Consider the following 17,835-nt stretch of genomic DNA (forward strand, 5'->3'; position numbering starts at 1 on the left):
TTAATCAACATATAATTTGCATGTAGTTGCTGCGCTTCCTCCTAAACCATATTCAGGATAAGCCATAGCAAAAGGTTCAAGTTTACCCTTCATAGTATCACCAGCCCAGTTTGGAATTCTTGCTTTAACGATACCAATGAGACGAGTATTGGAATTCGGTTGTTTTGTCATTAACCGTTTTACGGCTACGGCGGTTAAGCAATCTATTTGCTCACACTTATGGCCTAATGAGTTATAAAACAGCGCCATCAACGATTAGCTATCTTTGACTATTGTTAGTCAGCATAAGTATTGCTTGTGCATGTAAAGATGTTTCAGGAAACAAACATGTTTAAGTCTAAGTTTTCAAATCTAACGTTCTAATAGATAACCAGATTACATATACAATATTTTATCTTTCAAGGAGCTTACTATGTTTTATATTATAATAAATATAATTGGTTTTTTATTTGTTTGATTTATTTAACTATTTAATTTAATTAAAATATCCTGCCAGCATACATTCAACTTCTTCTTTTGATTTTACTTCCATCATATCAAATAGTTTTTTATCGCTCTCCGTGGCTGTTCTAATTCGAGTGTCATTTAACCATAATTCATTATCAACTATTCTACGAGCTAAATTTTTGTAACTTTTGTCTATTTCACTAAAATAGATAATTGACCAACCACCACTTTTTATATACTGAGCATTTGAATAAATTAAATGAGAGAATCGATTTGGATATGTAGGAGGAGTACTTATCTCTTTAGTTTTTTTGACTTTATCACCATAAATACCAAGAAGAATAGTCTCATCTAAATAAGACACATACAATACTTGAGCGGAAATGAAATAACACTCATTGAGAGGGATAGCAATTGCTGAGCCTAAAATATCTTGTTTAGTTAATTCATTGAGTGAAGCATCAATTTTTTTATCGAGACCAACAAACGTCACTTTACATTCGCCAGTATGGATATTGCCGTAAGTACGGATAATCTCAATACCCATTTTTGCTGGCTCACAAGGAAGATATAGAAAAAAGAATCGATCCCCATTGTTATGATATTCAATACCCAGAGTCATTTTCTCATTAATTTCTGCGGGAATAATATATTCACTTAATGTTTCAACTGTTAATAATCTTGCTTTTTCTTGTAATTCATTTTCAATATGTTTTTTTGTATCAATCATTCTCGTATCCTACTCGGTAACGGTTTCCTGTCTGGGGGTATCATATCACCTTTAGAATTAAAGAGTATTCTTGTGCCTTTTAGATCAAATATTTCACTTCTTGTATTTCTAAAAAATCTGATAATTAATCGATCTCCTTCCGATGACATCAATGTACCATCAGGATGTACATGGCTAGACCAACGCCAACCTTGTTCACCAAGCACTTTCGCTTTATTTATATCTATCGGAATACTGGTAGCATTTCCTCGAACAATTAATCTACGCCCACCAGTGATAAACATTGCAAACTCTTCCCCTGTTGCGGCACTAAGTGCAACTAAATCATTTTGTCCAAAAAGGCTTTTTTTAACAATAGTGCTTGAACCATAGCTAGGGAGCTCAGCTAAAACTGTTGCTTGAGTAGGGCTTAAACTTTCCACTCCCATCGCAATTGCTCGATAGTTTTGATTTGGAGTAGATATGATAACACCATCAGATAAACCTTTAATTAATTCTAATGGGTCAGACCATTTTACAGGGTTACCACACACATACTGATAGAAGTTCCATCCCCCCGCCAACTTTATCGGGTCTTGGGTTATATACCGCCCGACAAAGGGGTCGTAGTAACGATTTAGGTTGTAGTGTAGACCTGTCTCTTCATCGTAATATTGTCCCTGAAAGTGCTGTGGGTTATCAGGAATAGCACGATTGCCAACTTCATGGTAGGTTTCATCAATAATTTGCCCATAGCCATTATACTGGCATTCATATAATGTTTCACCAAATCCATCGGTTAACCCTATCGGCGTGCCGAGTTGATCGTTTTGGTACCTGTAGAGTTGGGTTTTGCCTTTTTTTAGAATAGCTTATACTTTAAGCTGTACGAATTAGCATAACCTATTTAGCGAGTTTTTACCCCGCATCACCTTGCAAACTTTAGATATATGGTGAATATTTTTCAGTTTAATTTTATAAGTTTACTGATAACTTATGTTCACTTGCGGGTATATAACATAACCATTACCATTTGGAATTTGTTATTAGATTTAATACTTTATAGCCAAAGCGGTAACGCTCTATTTTTTTAAACTATTCTCCGGTTAAATCGCAACTCACACCTTAATCATTAAAAAGTCAAAAGATTATATGGACAACCATATTTAATTCCTATTTTCATCTGTTTTTCAATAGGGAACATTTGTGCTGAACCCGGAACTTTATCAAAGTTATCTCTTAAATAACGACATAATACTCCAATTTTCTTTTTCTCTTCCGTGGTTAATTCATCGATTAAGTCTTCATTTTCAGTCAAGAAAAAAGCATTATCTTGTCGAAGAATATAAAAACAACCAATATTGTTAAATAAACTCCAGGCATCTAGAACATCTTCCTTAAGTGAACTTAAGTATAATCTAAAATATTTAACCAACAGTTGATAGGGATTTTCTTTTTCTTTTAGATAAGCCATCATTCTGTTAAAATTAATTATCTCATTATGATATCCCATACTAAATTCCTCTGGCGAAAAATAGTCACCTTCTCCTTTAAAATAGGCTGTAATTTCATTATTATTTATTGCTTCGTCAAAATCACCCTTCATGGGAACTCCTCCTTGGTTTGATACCATTGGTAAAGATATTTCAGGAAACATACTTTTAGATATAGACATAAATTTAATATTAGCTTAGCGGGGGAATTTAATCATCTCTAATAATTAAAAATTGGCGAGTTTTTTGAATAATAAAAGTATCTGGTGATACCTTCATCACCTTGCAAGCTTTAGATATATGGTGAATATTTCTCAGTTTAATTTTATAAGTTTACTGATAATTTATGTTCACTTGCGGGTATATAACATAACCATTACCGTTTGGAATTTGTTATTAGATTTAATACTTTATAGCCAAAGCGGTAACGCTATGTTTTTTTTAAAACTATTCTCCGGTTAAATCGCAACCCACACCTTAATAATTAAAAAGAAAATAGATCATATGGACAACCTTTTTTAAGAGTAAATTCAAATTGTTTATCTATAGGATACATTTGTGCTGCACCCGGGACTTTATCAAAGTTATCTCTTAAATAACGATATAATATCCCAATTTTCTTTTTCTCTTCCGCAGTTAATTGATCGATTAAGTAATCATTTTGAGTCAAAAAAAAGGGATTATATCTTCGAAGAGTATAAAAACAACTAATATTGTTAAATAAACTCCATGCATCTAAAGCATCTTCTTTTAGCGAACTTAAGTAGAATTTAAAATATTTGACCAACTCTTGATAAGGATGTTCTTTATTTTTAAGATAGGACATCATTCCTGTGAAATTCATGATAAAACTATGATACCCCATATTAAATTCCTCTGGCGTAAAATAGTCACCTTCACCGTTTAAATAAGCAGTAATTTCATTATTGTTTACTGCTTGTTCAAAATCACCTTTCATGGGAACTCCTCCTTGGTAAAGTGATAGTACTGAGGATTTTTATGACAAAAAAGTATCTCTAATATGCTTATCAGCTTGTAAGTTCTAGGTATATTTAGATATTCACTTTCGGGTATATAACATAATCATTACCGTTTGGAATCTGTTGGTAGATTCCATACTTTATAGAAAACCGGTAGCCATCTGTTTTTTAAACTATTCTCCGGTTAAATCGCAACTCACACCTTAATCATTAAAAAGTCAAAAGATTATATGGACAACCATATTTAATTCCTATTTTCATCTGTTTTTCAATAGGGAACATTTGTGCTGAACCCGGAACTTTATCAAAGTTATCTCTTACATAACGACATAATACCCCAATTTTCTTTTTCTCTTCCGCAGTTAATTCATCCATTAAATCTTCATTTTGATTCAAGAAAAAGGAATTATCTTGTCGAAGAATATAAAAACAACCAATATTGTTAAATAAACTCCAAGCATCTAGAACATCTTCCTTAAGTGAACTTAAGTATAATCTAAAATATTTAACCAACAACTGATAGGGATGTTCTTTATTTTCAAGATAGGACATCATTCCGATAAAATTAAGTATCTCATTATGATATCCCATACTAAATTCTTCTGGTGAAAAATAGTCGCCTTCTCCTTTAAAATAGGCTGTAATTTCATTGTTGTTTACTGCTTGTTCAAATTTACCCATTATGGTCACCTCTCCTTGGTAAAGTGATAGTGTTGAGGATTTTTACGACAAAAAACTATCTCTAATATGCTTATCAGCTTGCAAGTTCTAGGTTTATTTTAGATGTTCACTTCCGGGTATATAACATAACCATTACCGTTTGGAATCTGTTGATAAATTCCAAACGTTATAGCCAAAGCGGTAAAGCTCTATTTTTTTAAACTATTCTCCGGTTAAATCACAACTCACACCTTAATCATTAAAAAGTTAAACGTCATAAAGAAAAAAGATCATATGGACAACCATCTGCTTTTACCATCTTCATCTGCTCATCAATAGGTCTCATACTGGCTGAATCAGGAACTTTATCAAAGTTATCTTTTAAATAACGACATAAAAAACCTATTTTCTTTTTCTCTTCCGCAGTTAGTTCACTAATTAAATCGTTACATTGAGTTAAAAAATAGCTATTATCTTTTCGAAGACAATAAAAACAACCAAGATTATTAAATAAACCCCAAGCATCTAGAACATCTTCCTTTAATGAACTTAAATATAATTTAAAATATTTGACCAGAAGTTGATAGGAATTTTCTCCCTTTTCAAGATTAGCCATCATTCCCATCCAATTAATCATAAAATTATGATATCCCCAACTCCATTCATCTGGTGAAAAATAGTCACCTTCACCTTTAAAAAAGGCACTAATTTCATTATTGTTTACAGCTCGTTCAAATTTACCCATTATGGTCACCTCTCCTTGGTAAAGTGATAGTACTGAGGATTTTTACGACAAAAAAGTATCCCTTAATATGCTTATCAGCTTGTAAGTTCTAGGTTTATTTTAGATGTTCGCTTGCGGGTATATAACATAACCATTACCATTTGGAATTTGTAATTAGATTCAATACATTATAGCCAAAGTGGTAACACTCTGTTTTTTTAAACTATTCTCCGGTTAAATCGCAACTCACACCTTAATCATTAAAAAGTCAAAAGATTATATGGACAAGCATCTTCCATTTCCAATTTCATCTGTTTTTCAATAGGGAACATTTGTGCTGAACCCGGAACTTTATCAAAGTTATCTCTTAAATAACGACATAATACCCCGATTTTCTTTTTCTCTTCTGCGGTTAATTCATCGATTAAATCTTCATTTTGTGTTAAAAAATAGCAATTATCTTTTCGAAGATCATAATAACAACCAATATTGTTAAATAAACCCCAGGCATCTAGAGGATCTTCCTTAAGTGAACTTAAGTATAATCTAAAATATTTGACCAACTCTTGATAGGGATGCTCTTGCTTTTCAAGATACCCCATCAATCCCGTAAAATTAATGATATGATTATGATATCCCATGCTAAATTCTTCAGGTGTAAAATACTCACCTTCACCGTTAAAAAAAGCTCTAATTTCATTGTTATTCAATGCTCGTTCAAATTTACCCATTATGGTCACCTCTCCTTGGTAAAATGATAGTACTGAGGATTTTTATGACAAAAAAGTATCCCTTAATATGCTTATCAGCTTGCAATTTCTAGGTTTATTTTAGATGTTCACTTCCGGGTATATAACATAAGCATTACCGTTTGGAATTAGATTCAATACATTATAGCTAAAGCGGTAACGCTATGTTTTTTTTAAACTATTCTCCGGTTAAATCGCAACTCACACTTTAATTATTAAAAAGAAAATAGATCATATCGGCAACCATTTTTACGAGTAAACCCAAATTGTTTCTTTATAGGGAACATTTGCGCTGAACCCGGGACTTTATCAAAATTTTCTTTTAAATAACGATATAATACTCCTATTTTCTTTTTCTCTTCCGCGGTTAATTCATCGATTAAATCTTCATTTTCAGTCAAAAAAAAGGATTTCTCTTTTCGAATAGTATAAAAACAACCAATATTGTTAAATAAACTCCAGGCATCTAGAACATCTTCCTTAAGTGAACTTAAGTATAATCTAAAATATTTGACCAACAGTTGATAGGGATGTGCTTTATTTTCAAGATAGGACATCATTCCGGTAAAATTAAGTATCTCATTATGATATCCCATATTACCCTCCTCCGGCGAAAAATAGTCACCTTCACCTTTCAAATAGGCAGTAATTTCATTGTTGTTTACTGCTTGTTCAAATTTACCCATTATGGTCACCTCTCCTTGGTAAAGCTCTATTTTTTTAAACTATTCTCCGGTTAAATCGCAACTCACACCTTAATCATTAAAAAGTCAAAAGATTATATGGACAACCATATTTAATTTCTATTTTCATCTGTTTTTCAATAGGGAACATTTGTGCTGAACCCGGAACTTTATCAAAGTTATCTCTTAAATAACGACATAATACCCCGATTTTCTTTTTCTCTTCCGCGGTTAATTCATCCATTAAATCTTCATTTTGCGTTAAAAAATAGCTATTATCTTTTCGAAGAGTATAATAACAACCAAGATTATTAAATAAACCCCAGGCATCTAGAGGATCTTCCTTAAGTGAACTTAAGTATAATCTAAAATATTTAACCAACAGTTGATAGGGATGTTCTTGCTTTTCAAGATACCCCAACATTCCCGTAAAATTAATGATATGACTATGATATCCCATATTACCTTCCTCCGGGGCAAAATAGTCACCTTCACCGTTTAAATAGGCAGTAATTTCATTATTATTTACTGCTTCGTCAAAATAACCCTTCATGGGAACTCCTCCTTGGTAAAGTGATAGTACTGAGGATTTTTATGACAAAAAAGTATCCCTTAATATGCTTATCAGCTTGCAAGTTCTAGATATATTTTAGATGTTCACTTGCGCGTATAAAACATAACCATTACCGTTTGGAATCTGTTGGTAGATTCCATACTTTATAGAAAACCGGTAGCCATCTGTTTTTTCTTAAATTATTCCGGTTAAATCGCAACTCACAACTTAACCATTAAAAAGTTAAAAGTCATAAAGAAAAAAGATCATATGGAAAACCATTTGCTTTTACTATTTTTATCTGCTCATCAAATGGTCTCATATTGGCTGAATCAGGGACTTTATCAAAGTTATCTTTTAAATAACGGCATAATACCCCAATTTTCTTTTTCTCTTCCGCAGTTAATTCACTAATTAAATCGTCATGTTGAGTTAAAAAATAGCTGTTATCTTTTTGAAGAATATAAAAGCATTTAAGATTATTAAATAAACCCCAGGCATCTAGAACATCTTCCTTTAATGAACTTAAATATAATTTAAAATATTTGACCAAAAGTTGATAGAAATTTTCTCCCTTTTCAAGATTAGCCATCATTCCCATCCAATTAGTCATATAACTATGATTTCCCCAACAAAATTCATTTGGCGAGAAATAGTCACCTTCACCTTTAAAAAAGGCAATAATTTCATTATTGTTTACAGCTCGTTCAAATTTACCTATTATGGTCACCTCACCTTGGTAAAGCTCTATTTTTTTAAACTATTCTCCGGTTAAATCGCAACTCACACTTTAATTATTAAAAAGAAAAAAGATCATATGGACAACCATTTTTACGAGTAAAGTTAAATTGTATGTCTAAAGGGTTCATATTTTCTGCATCTGGGACTTTATCAAAGTTATCTCTTAAATAACGATATAATACTCCTATTTTCTTTCTCTCTTCCGCGGTTAATTCATCAATTAAATCTTCATTTTGAGTTAAAAAAAAGTAGGAATTATCTTTTCTGAGATGATAATAACATTCTATATTTTCAAATAAACTCCAAGCGTCTTCAACATTTTCCTCAAGTGAACTCAGATATAATCTAAAATATTTGATCAACAATTGATACGGATGCTCTTTCTCTTCAAGACCTCCCATCATTCCCATAAAATTAATCATATAACAATGATATCCTCGACACCATTCATCTGGTGAAAAATAGTCACCTTCACCTTTAAGAAAGGGAATAATTTCATTATTACTTATTGCTTGTTCAAAATCACCTTTCATGGGAACTCCTCCTTGGTAAAGTGATAGTGCTGAGGATTTTTATGACAAAAAAGTATCCCTTAATATGCTTATCAGCTTGTAAGTTCTAGATATATTTTAGATGTTCACTTGCGGGTATAAAACATAAACATTACCGTTTGGAATTTGTAATTAGATTCAATACATTATAGCCAAAGCGGTAACGCTCTATTTTTTTAAACTATTCTCCGGTTAAATCGCAACTCACGCCTTAATCATTAAAAAGTCAAAAGATTATATGGACAACCATATTTAATTTCCATTTTCATCTGTTTTTCAATAGGGAACATTTGTGCTGAACCCGGAACTTTATCAAAGTTATCTCTTACATAACGACATAATACCCCAATTTTCTTTTTCTCTTTCGCAGTTAATTCATCCATTAAATCTTCATTTTGATTCAAGAAAAAGGAATTATCTTGTCGAAGAGTATAATAACAACCAATATTTTTAAATAAACTCCAGGCATCTAGAACATCTTCCTTAAGTGAACTTAAGTATAATCTAAAATATTTGACCAACAGCTGATAGGGATGTTCTTGCTTTTCAAGATAGGACATCATTCCCATAAAATTAATCATATCATTATGATATCCCATATTACCTTCCTCTGGCGAAAAATAGTCACCTTCTCCTTTTAGATAGGCAATAATTTCATTATTATTTACTGCTTCGTCAAAATAACCCTTCATGGGAACTCCTCCTTGGTTTGATACCATTGATAAAGATATTTCAGGAAACATACATTTAGATATAGATATAAATTTAATATTAGCTTAGCGGGGGAATTTAATCATCTCTAATAATTAAAAATTGGCGAGTTTTTTGGATAATAAAAAGTATCTGGTGATACCTTCATCACCTTGCAACTTTAGATATATAGTGAATATTTTTCAGTTTAATTTTATAAGTTTACTGATAACTTATGTTCACTTGCGGGTATATAACATAAGCATTACCGTTTGGAATCTGTTGATAGATTCCAAACGTTATAGTCAAACCGGTAAAGTTCTGTTTTTTTTAAACTATTCTCCGGTTAAATCGCAACTCACAACTTAATCATTAAAAAGTCAAAAGATTATATGGACAAGCATCTTCCATTTCCAATTTCATCTGTTTTTCAATAGGGTACATTTGTGCTGAACCCGGAACTTTATCAAAGTTATCTCTTACATAACGACATAATACCCCGATTTTCTTTTTCTCTTCCGCAGTTAATTCACTAATTAAATCTTCATCTTGGGTTAAAAAATAGGAATTGTCTTTTCGAAGATCATAATAACAACCAATATTGTTAAATAAACTCCAGGCATCTAGAGCATCTTCCTTAAGTGAACTTAAGTATAATCTAAAATATTTGACCAACTCTTGATAGGGATGTTCTTGCTTCTCAAGATACCCCAACATTCCCATAAAATTAATTATCTCATTATGATATCCCATATTACCTTCCTCTGGCGAAAAATAGTCACCCTCACCTTTCAAATAGGCTGTAATTTCATTATTACTTATTGCTTGTTCAAAATCACTCTTCATGGGAACTCCTCCTTGGTAAAGTGATAGTACTGAGGATTTTTATGACAAAAAAGTATCTCTAATATGCTTATCAGCTTGCAAGTTCTAGATATATTTTAGATGTTCACTTGCGGGTATATAACATAACCATTACCGTTTGGAATCTGTTGATAGATTCCAAACGTTATAGTCAAACCGGTAACGTTCTGTTTTTTTTTTAAACTATTCTCCGGTTAAATCGCAACTCACAACTTAATCATTAAAAAGTCAAAAGATTATATGGACAAGCATCTTCCATTTCCAATTTCATCTGTTTTTCAATAGGGTACATTTGTGCTGAACCCGGAACTTTATCAAAGTTGTCTCTTAAATAACGACATAATACCCCGATTTTCTTTTTCTCTTCCGCAGTTAATTCACTAATTAAATCTTCATCTTGGGTTAAAAAATAGGAATTGTCTTTTCGAAGATCATAATAACAACCAATATTGTTAAATAAACTCCAGGCATCTAGAGCATCTTCCTTAAGTGAACTTAAGTATAATCTAAAATATTTAACCAACTCTTGATAGGGATGTTCTTGTTTTTTAAGATATCCCATCATTCCCATAAAATTAATCATCTCATTATGATATCCCATATTAAATTCTTCTGGTGTAAAATAGTCACCCTCTCCTTTTAAATAAGCAGTAATTTCATTATTACTTATTGCTTGTTCAAAATCACCCTTCATGGGAACTCCTCCTTGGTAAAGTGATAGTACTGAGGATTTTTATGACAAAAAAGTATCTCTAATATGCTTATCAGCTTGCAAGTTCTAGATATATTTTAGATGTTCACTTGCGGGTATATAACATAACCATTACCGTTTGGAATCTGTTGATAGATTCCAAACGTTATAGCCAAACCGGTAACGCTATGTTTTTTAAACTATTCTCAGGTTAAATCGCAACTCACACCTTAATCATTAAAAAGTCAAAAGATTATATGGACAACCATATTTAATTTCTATTTTCATCTGTTTTTCAATAGGAAACATTTGTGCTGAATCCGGAACTTTATCGAAGTTATCTCTTAAATAACGACATAATACCCCGATTTTCTTTTTCTCTTCCGCGGTTAATTCATCCATTAAATCTTCATTTTCAGTTAAAAAAAAGCGATTTTTTTTTCGAAGATAATAATAACAACCAATATTGTTAAATAAACTCCAAGCATCTAGAGGATCTTCCTTAAGTGAACTTAAGTATAATCTAAAATATTTGACCAACAGTTGATAAGGATTTTCCTTTTCTCTTAGATAAGCTATCATTCTGTTAAAATTAATTATCTCATTATGATATCCCATATTACCTTCTTCAGGTGTAAAATACTCACCCTCTCCTTTTAAATAGGCAGTAATTTCATTATTGTTTATCGCTTGTTCAAAATCACCTTTCATGGGAACTCCTCCTTGGTAAAGTGATAGTGCTGAGGATTTTTATGACAAAAAAGTATCCCTTAATATGCTTATCAGCTTGCAACTTCTAGGTTTATTTTAGATGTTCACTTGCGGGTATATAACATAACCATTACCGTTTGGAATCTGTTGGTAGATTCCATACTTTATAGAAAACCGGTAGCCATCTGTTTTTTTTTAAAATTATTCTGGTTAAATCGCAACTCACACTTTAATTATTAAAAAGAAAATAGATCATATCGGCAACCATTTTTACGAGTAAACCCAAATTGTTTCTTTATAGGGAACATTTGCGCTGAACCCGGGACTTTATTAAAATTTTCTTTTAAATAACGATATAATACCCCGATTTTCTTTTTCTCTTCCGCGGTTAATTCATCGATTAAATCTTCGTTTTCAGTTAAAAAAAAGCGATTTTTTTTTCGAAGATAATAATAACAAGCAATATTTCTAAATAAACTCCAGGCATCTAGAGCATCTTCCTTAAGTGAATTAAGGTATAATCTAAAATATTTAACCAACAGCTGATAGGGATGTTCTTGCTTTTCAAGATAGGACATCATTCCGATAAAATTAAGTATCTCATTATGATATCCCATATTACCCTCCTCTGGCGAAAAATAGTCGCCTTCTCCTTTAAAATAGGCTGTAATTTCATTGTTTTTTACTGCTTGTTCAAATTTACCCATTATGGTCACTTCTCCTTGGTAAAGCTCTGTTTTTTTAAACTATTCTCCGGTTAAATCGCAACTCACACCTTAATCATTAAAAAGTCAAAAGATTATATGGACAACCATATTTAATTTCCATTTTCATCTGTTTTTTAATAGGGTACATTTGTGCTGAACCCGGAACTTTATCAAAGTTATCTCTTACATAACGACATAATACCCCGATTTTCTTTTTCTCTTCCGCAGTCAATTCATCCATTAAATCTTCATTTTTTGTTAAAAAATAGGAATTATCTTGTCGAAGAGTATAATAACAACCAATATTTTTAAATAAATTCCAGCCATCTAGAGGATCTTCCTTAAGTGAACTTAAGTATAATCTAAAATATTTGACCAACTCTTGATAGGGATGTTCTTGTTTTTCAAGATACCCCATCAATCCCGTAAAATTAATGATATGATTATGATATCCCATGCTAAATTCTTCAGGTGTAAAATACTCACCTTCACCGTTAAAAAAAGCTCTAATTTCATTGTTATTCAATGCTCGTTCAAATTTACTCATTATTGTCACCTCTCCTTGGTAAAGCTCTATTTTTTTTAACTATTCTCCGGTTAAATCGCAACTCACACCTTAATCATTAACAAGTCAAAAGTCATAAAGAAAAAAGATCATATGGGCAAGCATCTTCATTTACAAATTTCATCAGTTCATCAAATGGTCTCATATTGGCTGAACCCGGAACTTTATCAAAGTTATCTCTTACATAACGACATAATACCCCAATTTTCTTTTTCTCTTCCGCAGTTAATTCACTAATTAAATCGTTATGTTGAGTTAAAAAATAGCTGTTACCTTTTCGAAGACCATAAAAACAACCAAGATTAATAAATAAACCCCAGGCATCTAGAACATCTTCCTTTAATGAACTTAAATATAATTTAAAATATTTGACCAGAAGTTGATAGGAATTTTCTTCCTTTTCAAGATTAGCCATCATTCCCATCCAATTAGTCATATAACTATGATTTCCCCAACAAAATTCATTTGGCGCAAAATAATCACCTTCTCCTTTAAAATAAGCAGTAATTTCATTATTGTTTATCGCTTGTTCAAAATCACCCTTCATGGGAACTCCTCCTTGGTTTGATACCATTGGTAAAGATATTTCAGGAAACATACTTTTAGATATAGACATAAATTTAATATTAGCTTAGCGGGAGAGTTTAATCATCTCTAATAATTAAAAAATGGCGAGTTTTTTGAATAATAAAAAGTATCTGGTGATACCTTCATCACCTTACAAGCTTTAGATATATGGTGAATATTTCTCAGTTTAATTTTATAAGTTTACTGATAACTTATGTTCACTTCCGGGTATATAACATAACCATTACCGTTTGGAATTTGTTATTAGATTTAATACTTTATAGCCAAAGCGGTAACGCTCTGTTTTTTTAAACTATTCTCCGGTTAAATCGCAACTCACACTTTAATCATTAAAAAGTCAAAAGATTATATGGACAACCATATTTAATTTCCATTTTCATCTGTTTTTCAATAGGGAACATTTGTGCTGAACCCGGAACTTTTTCAAAGTTATCTCTTAAATAACGACATAATACCCCGATTTTCTTTTTCTCTTCCGCGGTTAATTCATCCATTAAATCTTCATTTTCAGTTAAAAAATAGCGATTTTTTTTTCGAAGATAATAATAACAACCAAGATTATTAAATAAACCCCAGGCATCTAGAGGATCTTCCTTAAGTGAACTTAAGTATAATCTAAAATATTTGACCAACTCTTGGTAGGGATGTTCTTGCTTTTCAAGATACCCCAACATTCCCGTAAAATTAATGATATGATTATGATATCCCATATTACCTTCCTCTGGGGCAAAATAGTCACCTTCACCGTTTAAATAGGCAGTAATTTCATTATTATTTATTGCTTGTTCAAAATCACCTTTCATGGGAACTCCTCCTTGGTAAAGTGATAGTACTGAGGATTTTTATGACAAAAAAGTATCCCTTAATATGCTTATCAGCTTGCAAGTTCTAGGTTTATTTTAGATGTTCACTTGCGGGTCTAAAACATAAACATTACCGTTTGGAATTTGTAATTAGATTCAATACTTTATAGCCAAAGCGGTAACGCTATGTTTTTTTTTAAAACTATTCTCCGGTTAAATCGCAACTCACACCTTAATCATTAAAAAGTCAAAAGTCATAAAGAAAAAAGATCATATGGACAATCATTTACTATATTTATCAGTTCATCAAATGGTCTCATATTGGCTGAATCAGGGACTTTATCAAAGTTATCTTTTAAATAACGATATAATACTCCTATTTTCTTTTTCTCTTCTGCGGTTAATTCATCGATTAAATCTTCATTTTCAGTCAAAAAATAGCGATTTTTTTTTCGAAGAAAATAATAAGAAGCAATATTACTAAATAACATCCAAGCATCTAAAGCATTTTCTTCAACTGTATTAAGGTATAATCTAAAATATTTGACCAACAGTTCAAACGGGGTTTCTTTCTCTTCAAGATAGGCTAGCATTCCCTGCCAATTAATTAACTCATTATGATATCCCATGTTAAATTCCTCTGGCGAAAAATACTCACCTTCACCTTTGAAAAAAGCACTAATTTCATTGTTTTTTACTGCTTGTTCAAAATCACCTTTCATGGGAACTCCTCCTTGGTAAAGTGATAGTGCTGAGGATTTTTATGACAAAAAAGTATCTCTAATATGCTTATCAGCTTGCAACTTCTAGGTTTATTGTAGATGTTCACTTGCGGGTATATAACATAACCATTACCGTTTGGAATCTGTTGATAGATTCCAAACGTTATAGCCAAACCGGTAACGCTATGTTTTTTAAACTATTCTCAGGTTAAATCGCAACTCACACCTTAATCATTAAAAAGTCAAAAGATTATATGGACAACCATATTTAATTTCTATTTTCATCTGTTTTTCAATAGGGAACATTTGTGCTGAACCCGGAACTTTATCGAAGTTATCTCTTAAATAACGACATAATACCCCGATTTTCTTTTTCTCTTCCGCGGTTAATTCATCCATTAAATCTTCATTTTCAGTTAAAAAAAAGCGATTTTTTTTTCGAAGATAATAATAACAACCAAGATTATTAAATAAACCCCAGGCATCTAGAGGATCTTCCTTAAGTGAACTTAAGTATAATCTAAAATATTTGACCAACAGTTGATAAGGATTTTCCTTTTCTCTTAGATAAGCTATCATTCTGTTAAAATTAATTATCTCATTATGATATCCCATATTACCTTCCTCTGGCGAAAAATAGTCACCTTCTCCTTTAAAATAGGCTGTAATTTCATTATTATTTATTGCTTCGTCAAAATCACCCTTCATTATAACTCCTCCTTGGTAAAGTGATAGTACTGAGGATTTTTATGACAAAAAAGTATCTCTAATATGCTTATCAGCTTGTAAGTTCTAGATATATTTTAGATGTTCACTCGCGGGTATAAAACATAACCATTACCGTTTGGAATTTGTAATTAGATTCAATACATTATAGCCAAACCGGTAACGCTCTGTTTTTTTTAACTATTCTCCGGTTAAATCGCAACTCACACCTTAATCATTAAAAAGTCAAAAGATTATATGGACAACCATATTTAATTTCCATTTTCATCTGTTTTTTAATAGGGTACATTTGTGCTGAACCCGGAACTTTATCAAAGTTATCTCTTACATAACGACATAATACCCCAATTTTCTTTTTCTCTTCCGCAGTCAATTCATCCATTAAATCTTCATTTTTTGTTAAAAAATAGGAATTATCTTGTCGAAGAGTATAATAACAACCAATATTTTTAAATAAATTCCAGCCATCTAGAGCATCTTCCTTAAGTGAACTTAAGTATAATCTAAAATATTTAACCAACAGTTGATAGGGATGTTCTTGCTTTTCAAGATACCCCAACATTCCCATAAAATTAATGATATGATTATGATATCCCATATTACCTTCCTCCGGGGCAAAATAGTCACCTTCACCGTTTAAATAGGCAGTAACTTCATTATTATTTACTGCTTCGTCAAAATACCCCTTCATGGGAACTCCTCCTTGGTAAAGTGATAGTGCTGAGGATTTTTATGACAAAAAAGTATCTCTAATATGCTTATCAGCTTGTAAGTTCTAGATATATTTTAGATGTTCACTTGCGGGTATAAAACATAACCATTACCGTTTGGAATTTGTAATTAGATTCAATACATTATAGCCAAAGCGGTAACGCTCTATTTTTTTAAACTATTCTCCGGTTAAATCGCAACTCACACCTTAATCATTAAAAAGTCAAAAGATTATATGGACAACCATATTTAATTTCCATTTTCATCTGTTTTTCAATAGGGTACATTTGTGCTGAACCCGGAACTTTTTCAAAGTTATCTCTTAAATAACGACATAATACCCCGATTTTCTTTTTCTCTTCCGCAGTCAATTCATCCATTAAATCTTCATTTTGGGTTAAAAAATAGCTATTATCTTTTCGAAGAGTATAATAACAACCAAGATTATTAAATAAACCCCAGGCATCTAGAGGATCTTCCTTAAGTGAACTTAAGTATAATCTAAAATATTTGACCAACTCTTGATAAGGATGTTCTTGCTTTTTAAGATACCCCAACATTCCCGTAAAATTAATCATATGATTATGATATCCCATATTGAATTCCTCTGTTGCAAAATAGTCACCCTCTCCGTTTAAATAGGCAGTAATTTCATTATTTTTTACTGCTTCGTCAAAATAGCCCTTCATTATAACTCCTCCCATTTTTCAAAGTATTTTAATAATTTTTTAATCGAACCGTTATGTATAATTTTCTCCGACCCTCTTAAAATGGCTTCTCTAATACCACCACTAGTCCAGCCACCCGGTAACCATTTGCTATTGGCCCCGACTTCTTTACCGGTGGACATTCCAAACTTAAAGCGAATATCGTTAGGTTTAATATGAATGACATATATTCGCGCGCCTTCAAGATCCTTTTCATCCAATCCTAATCGTTTAATCAATACTTGCCTATCGTTACCGGCAGCTCGGTATTCAGCAAGGATTTTTTCCATATCCGATTTTAAAGCCACAAACTTATCTGGTGCTAAAGTTCTGTGTCCCTTTTTAAGATCATTCATAAGCCATCTGTCAATCACAATAAAACTAGCACCTTCTTGCTCAAATAAAGCCAGATGTGCATCTACATATTCTTTTGACAAGTATTCAAGGACATTAGCTGGTCGTTGATCTTTTTCTAACCCCGCTATTCTCTCAAATTCTTCATCGCTCATTGAAGTTCTATTACGGGTGCCACCACACCCCGGTATATTTTTAAACCCAAGCGGATCTATCCAATTGACCGGATTCTGGCAGTATTGATAAAAATTGAGACCACCAATCAGCTTTATCGGGTCTTGGGTTATATACCGTCCGACAAAGGGATCGTAATAACGATTTAGGTTGTAGTGTAGACCTGTCTCTTCATCGTAATATTGTCCCTGAAAGCGCAGCGGGTTATCAGGGATAGCACGATTGCCAACTTCATGGTAGGTTTCATCAATAATTTGTCCATAGCCATTATACTGGCATTCATATAATGTTTCACCAAATCCATCGGTTAACCCTATCGGCGTGCCGAGTTGGTCGTTTTGGTACCAGTAGAGTTGGGTTTTGCCTTGTTGGGCATTGCCCTGTACTAACGCCAGTGGCCGGAAGGAGTCCTGCTCATAGAGGTAACTTTGCCAGTGCTTGTCATTGTCGGTTTCGGCAATCAGTTTATGACCTTGCCAGATAAATTCCGTGGTTTTGCCATTAACCGTTTTACTGGTACGGCGGTTAAACG

The 17,835-nt window shown here is 32.2% G+C and carries 24 protein-coding genes and 1 pseudogene; all 25 read right to left on the reverse strand.

Annotated elements, in window-relative coordinates; genetic code table 11:
* Positions 1-249 carry a hypothetical protein gene (locus DKK70_RS11255; protein WP_110434081.1) on the reverse strand — a complete coding sequence of 83 codons (249 nt, stop codon included), beginning with the start codon at positions 247-249 and terminating at the stop codon, positions 1-3.
* A 226-nt stretch (positions 250-475) separates the two neighbouring features.
* On the reverse strand, positions 476-1,177 hold the full coding sequence (locus DKK70_RS11260) for a hypothetical protein (RefSeq protein WP_110434082.1): 702 nt from the start codon (positions 1,175-1,177) through the stop codon (positions 476-478).
* A gap of 491 nt (positions 1,178-1,668) precedes the next feature.
* Positions 1,669-2,025, reverse strand: a pseudogene (locus DKK70_RS17660) (RHS repeat-associated core domain-containing protein); the annotation flags it as partial.
* A gap of 263 nt (positions 2,026-2,288) precedes the next feature.
* Positions 2,289-2,762, reverse strand: coding sequence for a hypothetical protein (locus DKK70_RS11275; protein WP_110434084.1), 474 nt, complete (start codon positions 2,760-2,762; stop codon positions 2,289-2,291).
* A gap of 371 nt (positions 2,763-3,133) precedes the next feature.
* Entirely contained in the window at positions 3,134-3,607 is a 474-nt protein-coding gene (locus DKK70_RS11280) for a hypothetical protein (protein WP_110434085.1), read from the reverse strand.
* Between the two features lie 232 nt (positions 3,608-3,839).
* Positions 3,840-4,310, reverse strand: a complete 471-nt coding sequence (locus tag DKK70_RS11285) for a hypothetical protein (protein ID WP_110434086.1) — start codon at positions 4,308-4,310, stop codon at positions 3,840-3,842.
* 253 nt (positions 4,311-4,563) lie between these two features.
* Positions 4,564-5,034, reverse strand: coding sequence for a hypothetical protein (locus DKK70_RS11290; RefSeq protein ID WP_110434087.1), 471 nt, complete (start codon positions 5,032-5,034; stop codon positions 4,564-4,566).
* Positions 5,035-5,273: 239 nt separating this feature from the next.
* The gene (locus DKK70_RS11295) at positions 5,274-5,744 is read right to left on the reverse strand and encodes a hypothetical protein (protein ID WP_110434088.1); all 471 of its coding nucleotides are present in this window, start codon (positions 5,742-5,744) and stop codon (positions 5,274-5,276) included.
* Between the two features lie 233 nt (positions 5,745-5,977).
* Positions 5,978-6,448: a hypothetical protein gene (locus tag DKK70_RS11300; RefSeq protein WP_110434089.1), complete on the reverse strand. Its 471-nt coding sequence runs from the start codon at positions 6,446-6,448 to the stop codon at positions 5,978-5,980.
* Positions 6,449-6,524: 76 nt separating this feature from the next.
* Positions 6,525-6,998 carry a hypothetical protein gene (locus DKK70_RS11305; protein WP_110434090.1) on the reverse strand — a complete coding sequence of 158 codons (474 nt, stop codon included), beginning with the start codon at positions 6,996-6,998 and terminating at the stop codon, positions 6,525-6,527.
* A gap of 250 nt (positions 6,999-7,248) precedes the next feature.
* A complete protein-coding gene (locus tag DKK70_RS11310; RefSeq protein ID WP_110434091.1) occupies positions 7,249-7,728 on the reverse strand; it encodes a hypothetical protein in 480 nt (159 codons plus the stop codon).
* 67 nt (positions 7,729-7,795) lie between these two features.
* Positions 7,796-8,272, reverse strand: coding sequence for a hypothetical protein (locus DKK70_RS11315; protein ID WP_110434092.1), 477 nt, complete (start codon positions 8,270-8,272; stop codon positions 7,796-7,798).
* A 236-nt stretch (positions 8,273-8,508) separates the two neighbouring features.
* Positions 8,509-8,982, reverse strand: a complete 474-nt coding sequence (locus tag DKK70_RS11320) for a hypothetical protein (protein WP_110434093.1) — start codon at positions 8,980-8,982, stop codon at positions 8,509-8,511.
* Positions 8,983-9,352: 370 nt separating this feature from the next.
* Positions 9,353-9,826 (reverse strand): hypothetical protein, encoded by a 474-nt coding sequence (locus DKK70_RS11325; RefSeq protein ID WP_110432572.1) that lies wholly within the window; start codon positions 9,824-9,826, stop codon positions 9,353-9,355.
* A gap of 238 nt (positions 9,827-10,064) precedes the next feature.
* Positions 10,065-10,538 (reverse strand): hypothetical protein, encoded by a 474-nt coding sequence (locus DKK70_RS11330; protein WP_110434094.1) that lies wholly within the window; start codon positions 10,536-10,538, stop codon positions 10,065-10,067.
* 234 nt (positions 10,539-10,772) lie between these two features.
* Positions 10,773-11,246, reverse strand: coding sequence for a hypothetical protein (locus DKK70_RS11335; RefSeq protein WP_110434095.1), 474 nt, complete (start codon positions 11,244-11,246; stop codon positions 10,773-10,775).
* Positions 11,247-11,482: 236 nt separating this feature from the next.
* Positions 11,483-11,953, reverse strand: coding sequence for a hypothetical protein (locus DKK70_RS11340; protein WP_110434096.1), 471 nt, complete (start codon positions 11,951-11,953; stop codon positions 11,483-11,485).
* Between the two features lie 76 nt (positions 11,954-12,029).
* A complete protein-coding gene (locus tag DKK70_RS11345) occupies positions 12,030-12,500 on the reverse strand; it encodes a hypothetical protein (RefSeq protein ID WP_110434097.1) in 471 nt (156 codons plus the stop codon).
* A gap of 91 nt (positions 12,501-12,591) precedes the next feature.
* Positions 12,592-13,065 (reverse strand): hypothetical protein, encoded by a 474-nt coding sequence (locus DKK70_RS11350; RefSeq protein WP_110434098.1) that lies wholly within the window; start codon positions 13,063-13,065, stop codon positions 12,592-12,594.
* A 370-nt stretch (positions 13,066-13,435) separates the two neighbouring features.
* The gene (locus tag DKK70_RS11355) at positions 13,436-13,909 is read right to left on the reverse strand and encodes a hypothetical protein (protein ID WP_110434099.1); all 474 of its coding nucleotides are present in this window, start codon (positions 13,907-13,909) and stop codon (positions 13,436-13,438) included.
* A 254-nt stretch (positions 13,910-14,163) separates the two neighbouring features.
* Positions 14,164-14,631, reverse strand: a complete 468-nt coding sequence (locus DKK70_RS11360) for a hypothetical protein (RefSeq protein ID WP_110434100.1) — start codon at positions 14,629-14,631, stop codon at positions 14,164-14,166.
* Positions 14,632-14,865: 234 nt separating this feature from the next.
* Complete coding sequence (locus tag DKK70_RS11365) at positions 14,866-15,339, reverse strand: hypothetical protein (RefSeq protein WP_110434101.1); 474 nt, start codon at positions 15,337-15,339, stop codon at positions 14,866-14,868.
* A gap of 235 nt (positions 15,340-15,574) precedes the next feature.
* On the reverse strand, positions 15,575-16,048 hold the full coding sequence (locus DKK70_RS11370; RefSeq protein WP_110434102.1) for a hypothetical protein: 474 nt from the start codon (positions 16,046-16,048) through the stop codon (positions 15,575-15,577).
* A 235-nt stretch (positions 16,049-16,283) separates the two neighbouring features.
* Positions 16,284-16,757, reverse strand: a complete 474-nt coding sequence (locus DKK70_RS11375; RefSeq protein WP_110434103.1) for a hypothetical protein — start codon at positions 16,755-16,757, stop codon at positions 16,284-16,286.
* A partial coding sequence (locus DKK70_RS11380; RefSeq protein ID WP_181415993.1) for an RHS repeat domain-containing protein occupies positions 16,757-17,835 on the reverse strand: 1,079 nt, incomplete at its 5' end. The genes DKK70_RS11375 and DKK70_RS11380, both read right to left, overlap by 1 nt.

Origin of the sequence: Gilliamella apicola, assembly GCF_003202655.1 — a bacterium.
Taxonomy (GTDB): Bacteria; Pseudomonadota; Gammaproteobacteria; order Enterobacterales; family Orbaceae; genus Gilliamella; species Gilliamella apicola_R.

Excerpts from the sequence above, each read along its gene's own strand:
- DKK70_RS11255 (WP_110434081.1), bottom strand. The coding sequence starts at position 249 with ATGGCGCTGTTTTATAACTCATTAGGCCATAAGTGTGAGCAAATAGAT.
- DKK70_RS11260 (WP_110434082.1), bottom strand. The coding sequence starts at position 1,177 with ATGATTGATACAAAAAAACATATTGAAAATGAATTACAAGAAAAAGCA.
- DKK70_RS11275 (WP_110434084.1), bottom strand. The coding sequence starts at position 2,762 with ATGAAGGGTGATTTTGACGAAGCAATAAATAATAATGAAATTACAGCC.
- DKK70_RS11280 (WP_110434085.1), bottom strand. The coding sequence starts at position 3,607 with ATGAAAGGTGATTTTGAACAAGCAGTAAACAATAATGAAATTACTGCT.
- DKK70_RS11285 (WP_110434086.1), bottom strand. The coding sequence starts at position 4,310 with ATGGGTAAATTTGAACAAGCAGTAAACAACAATGAAATTACAGCCTAT.
- DKK70_RS11290 (WP_110434087.1), bottom strand. The coding sequence starts at position 5,034 with ATGGGTAAATTTGAACGAGCTGTAAACAATAATGAAATTAGTGCCTTT.
- DKK70_RS11295 (WP_110434088.1), bottom strand. The coding sequence starts at position 5,744 with ATGGGTAAATTTGAACGAGCATTGAATAACAATGAAATTAGAGCTTTT.
- DKK70_RS11300 (WP_110434089.1), bottom strand. The coding sequence starts at position 6,448 with ATGGGTAAATTTGAACAAGCAGTAAACAACAATGAAATTACTGCCTAT.
- DKK70_RS11305 (WP_110434090.1), bottom strand. The coding sequence starts at position 6,998 with ATGAAGGGTTATTTTGACGAAGCAGTAAATAATAATGAAATTACTGCC.
- DKK70_RS11315 (WP_110434092.1), bottom strand. The coding sequence starts at position 8,272 with ATGAAAGGTGATTTTGAACAAGCAATAAGTAATAATGAAATTATTCCC.
- DKK70_RS11320 (WP_110434093.1), bottom strand. The coding sequence starts at position 8,982 with ATGAAGGGTTATTTTGACGAAGCAGTAAATAATAATGAAATTATTGCC.
- DKK70_RS11325 (WP_110432572.1), bottom strand. The coding sequence starts at position 9,826 with ATGAAGAGTGATTTTGAACAAGCAATAAGTAATAATGAAATTACAGCC.
- DKK70_RS11330 (WP_110434094.1), bottom strand. The coding sequence starts at position 10,538 with ATGAAGGGTGATTTTGAACAAGCAATAAGTAATAATGAAATTACTGCT.
- DKK70_RS11335 (WP_110434095.1), bottom strand. The coding sequence starts at position 11,246 with ATGAAAGGTGATTTTGAACAAGCGATAAACAATAATGAAATTACTGCC.
- DKK70_RS11340 (WP_110434096.1), bottom strand. The coding sequence starts at position 11,953 with ATGGGTAAATTTGAACAAGCAGTAAAAAACAATGAAATTACAGCCTAT.
- DKK70_RS11345 (WP_110434097.1), bottom strand. The coding sequence starts at position 12,500 with ATGAGTAAATTTGAACGAGCATTGAATAACAATGAAATTAGAGCTTTT.
- DKK70_RS11350 (WP_110434098.1), bottom strand. The coding sequence starts at position 13,065 with ATGAAGGGTGATTTTGAACAAGCGATAAACAATAATGAAATTACTGCT.
- DKK70_RS11355 (WP_110434099.1), bottom strand. The coding sequence starts at position 13,909 with ATGAAAGGTGATTTTGAACAAGCAATAAATAATAATGAAATTACTGCC.
- DKK70_RS11360 (WP_110434100.1), bottom strand. The coding sequence starts at position 14,631 with ATGAAAGGTGATTTTGAACAAGCAGTAAAAAACAATGAAATTAGTGCT.
- DKK70_RS11365 (WP_110434101.1), bottom strand. The coding sequence starts at position 15,339 with ATGAAGGGTGATTTTGACGAAGCAATAAATAATAATGAAATTACAGCC.
- DKK70_RS11370 (WP_110434102.1), bottom strand. The coding sequence starts at position 16,048 with ATGAAGGGGTATTTTGACGAAGCAGTAAATAATAATGAAGTTACTGCC.
- DKK70_RS11375 (WP_110434103.1), bottom strand. The coding sequence starts at position 16,757 with ATGAAGGGCTATTTTGACGAAGCAGTAAAAAATAATGAAATTACTGCC.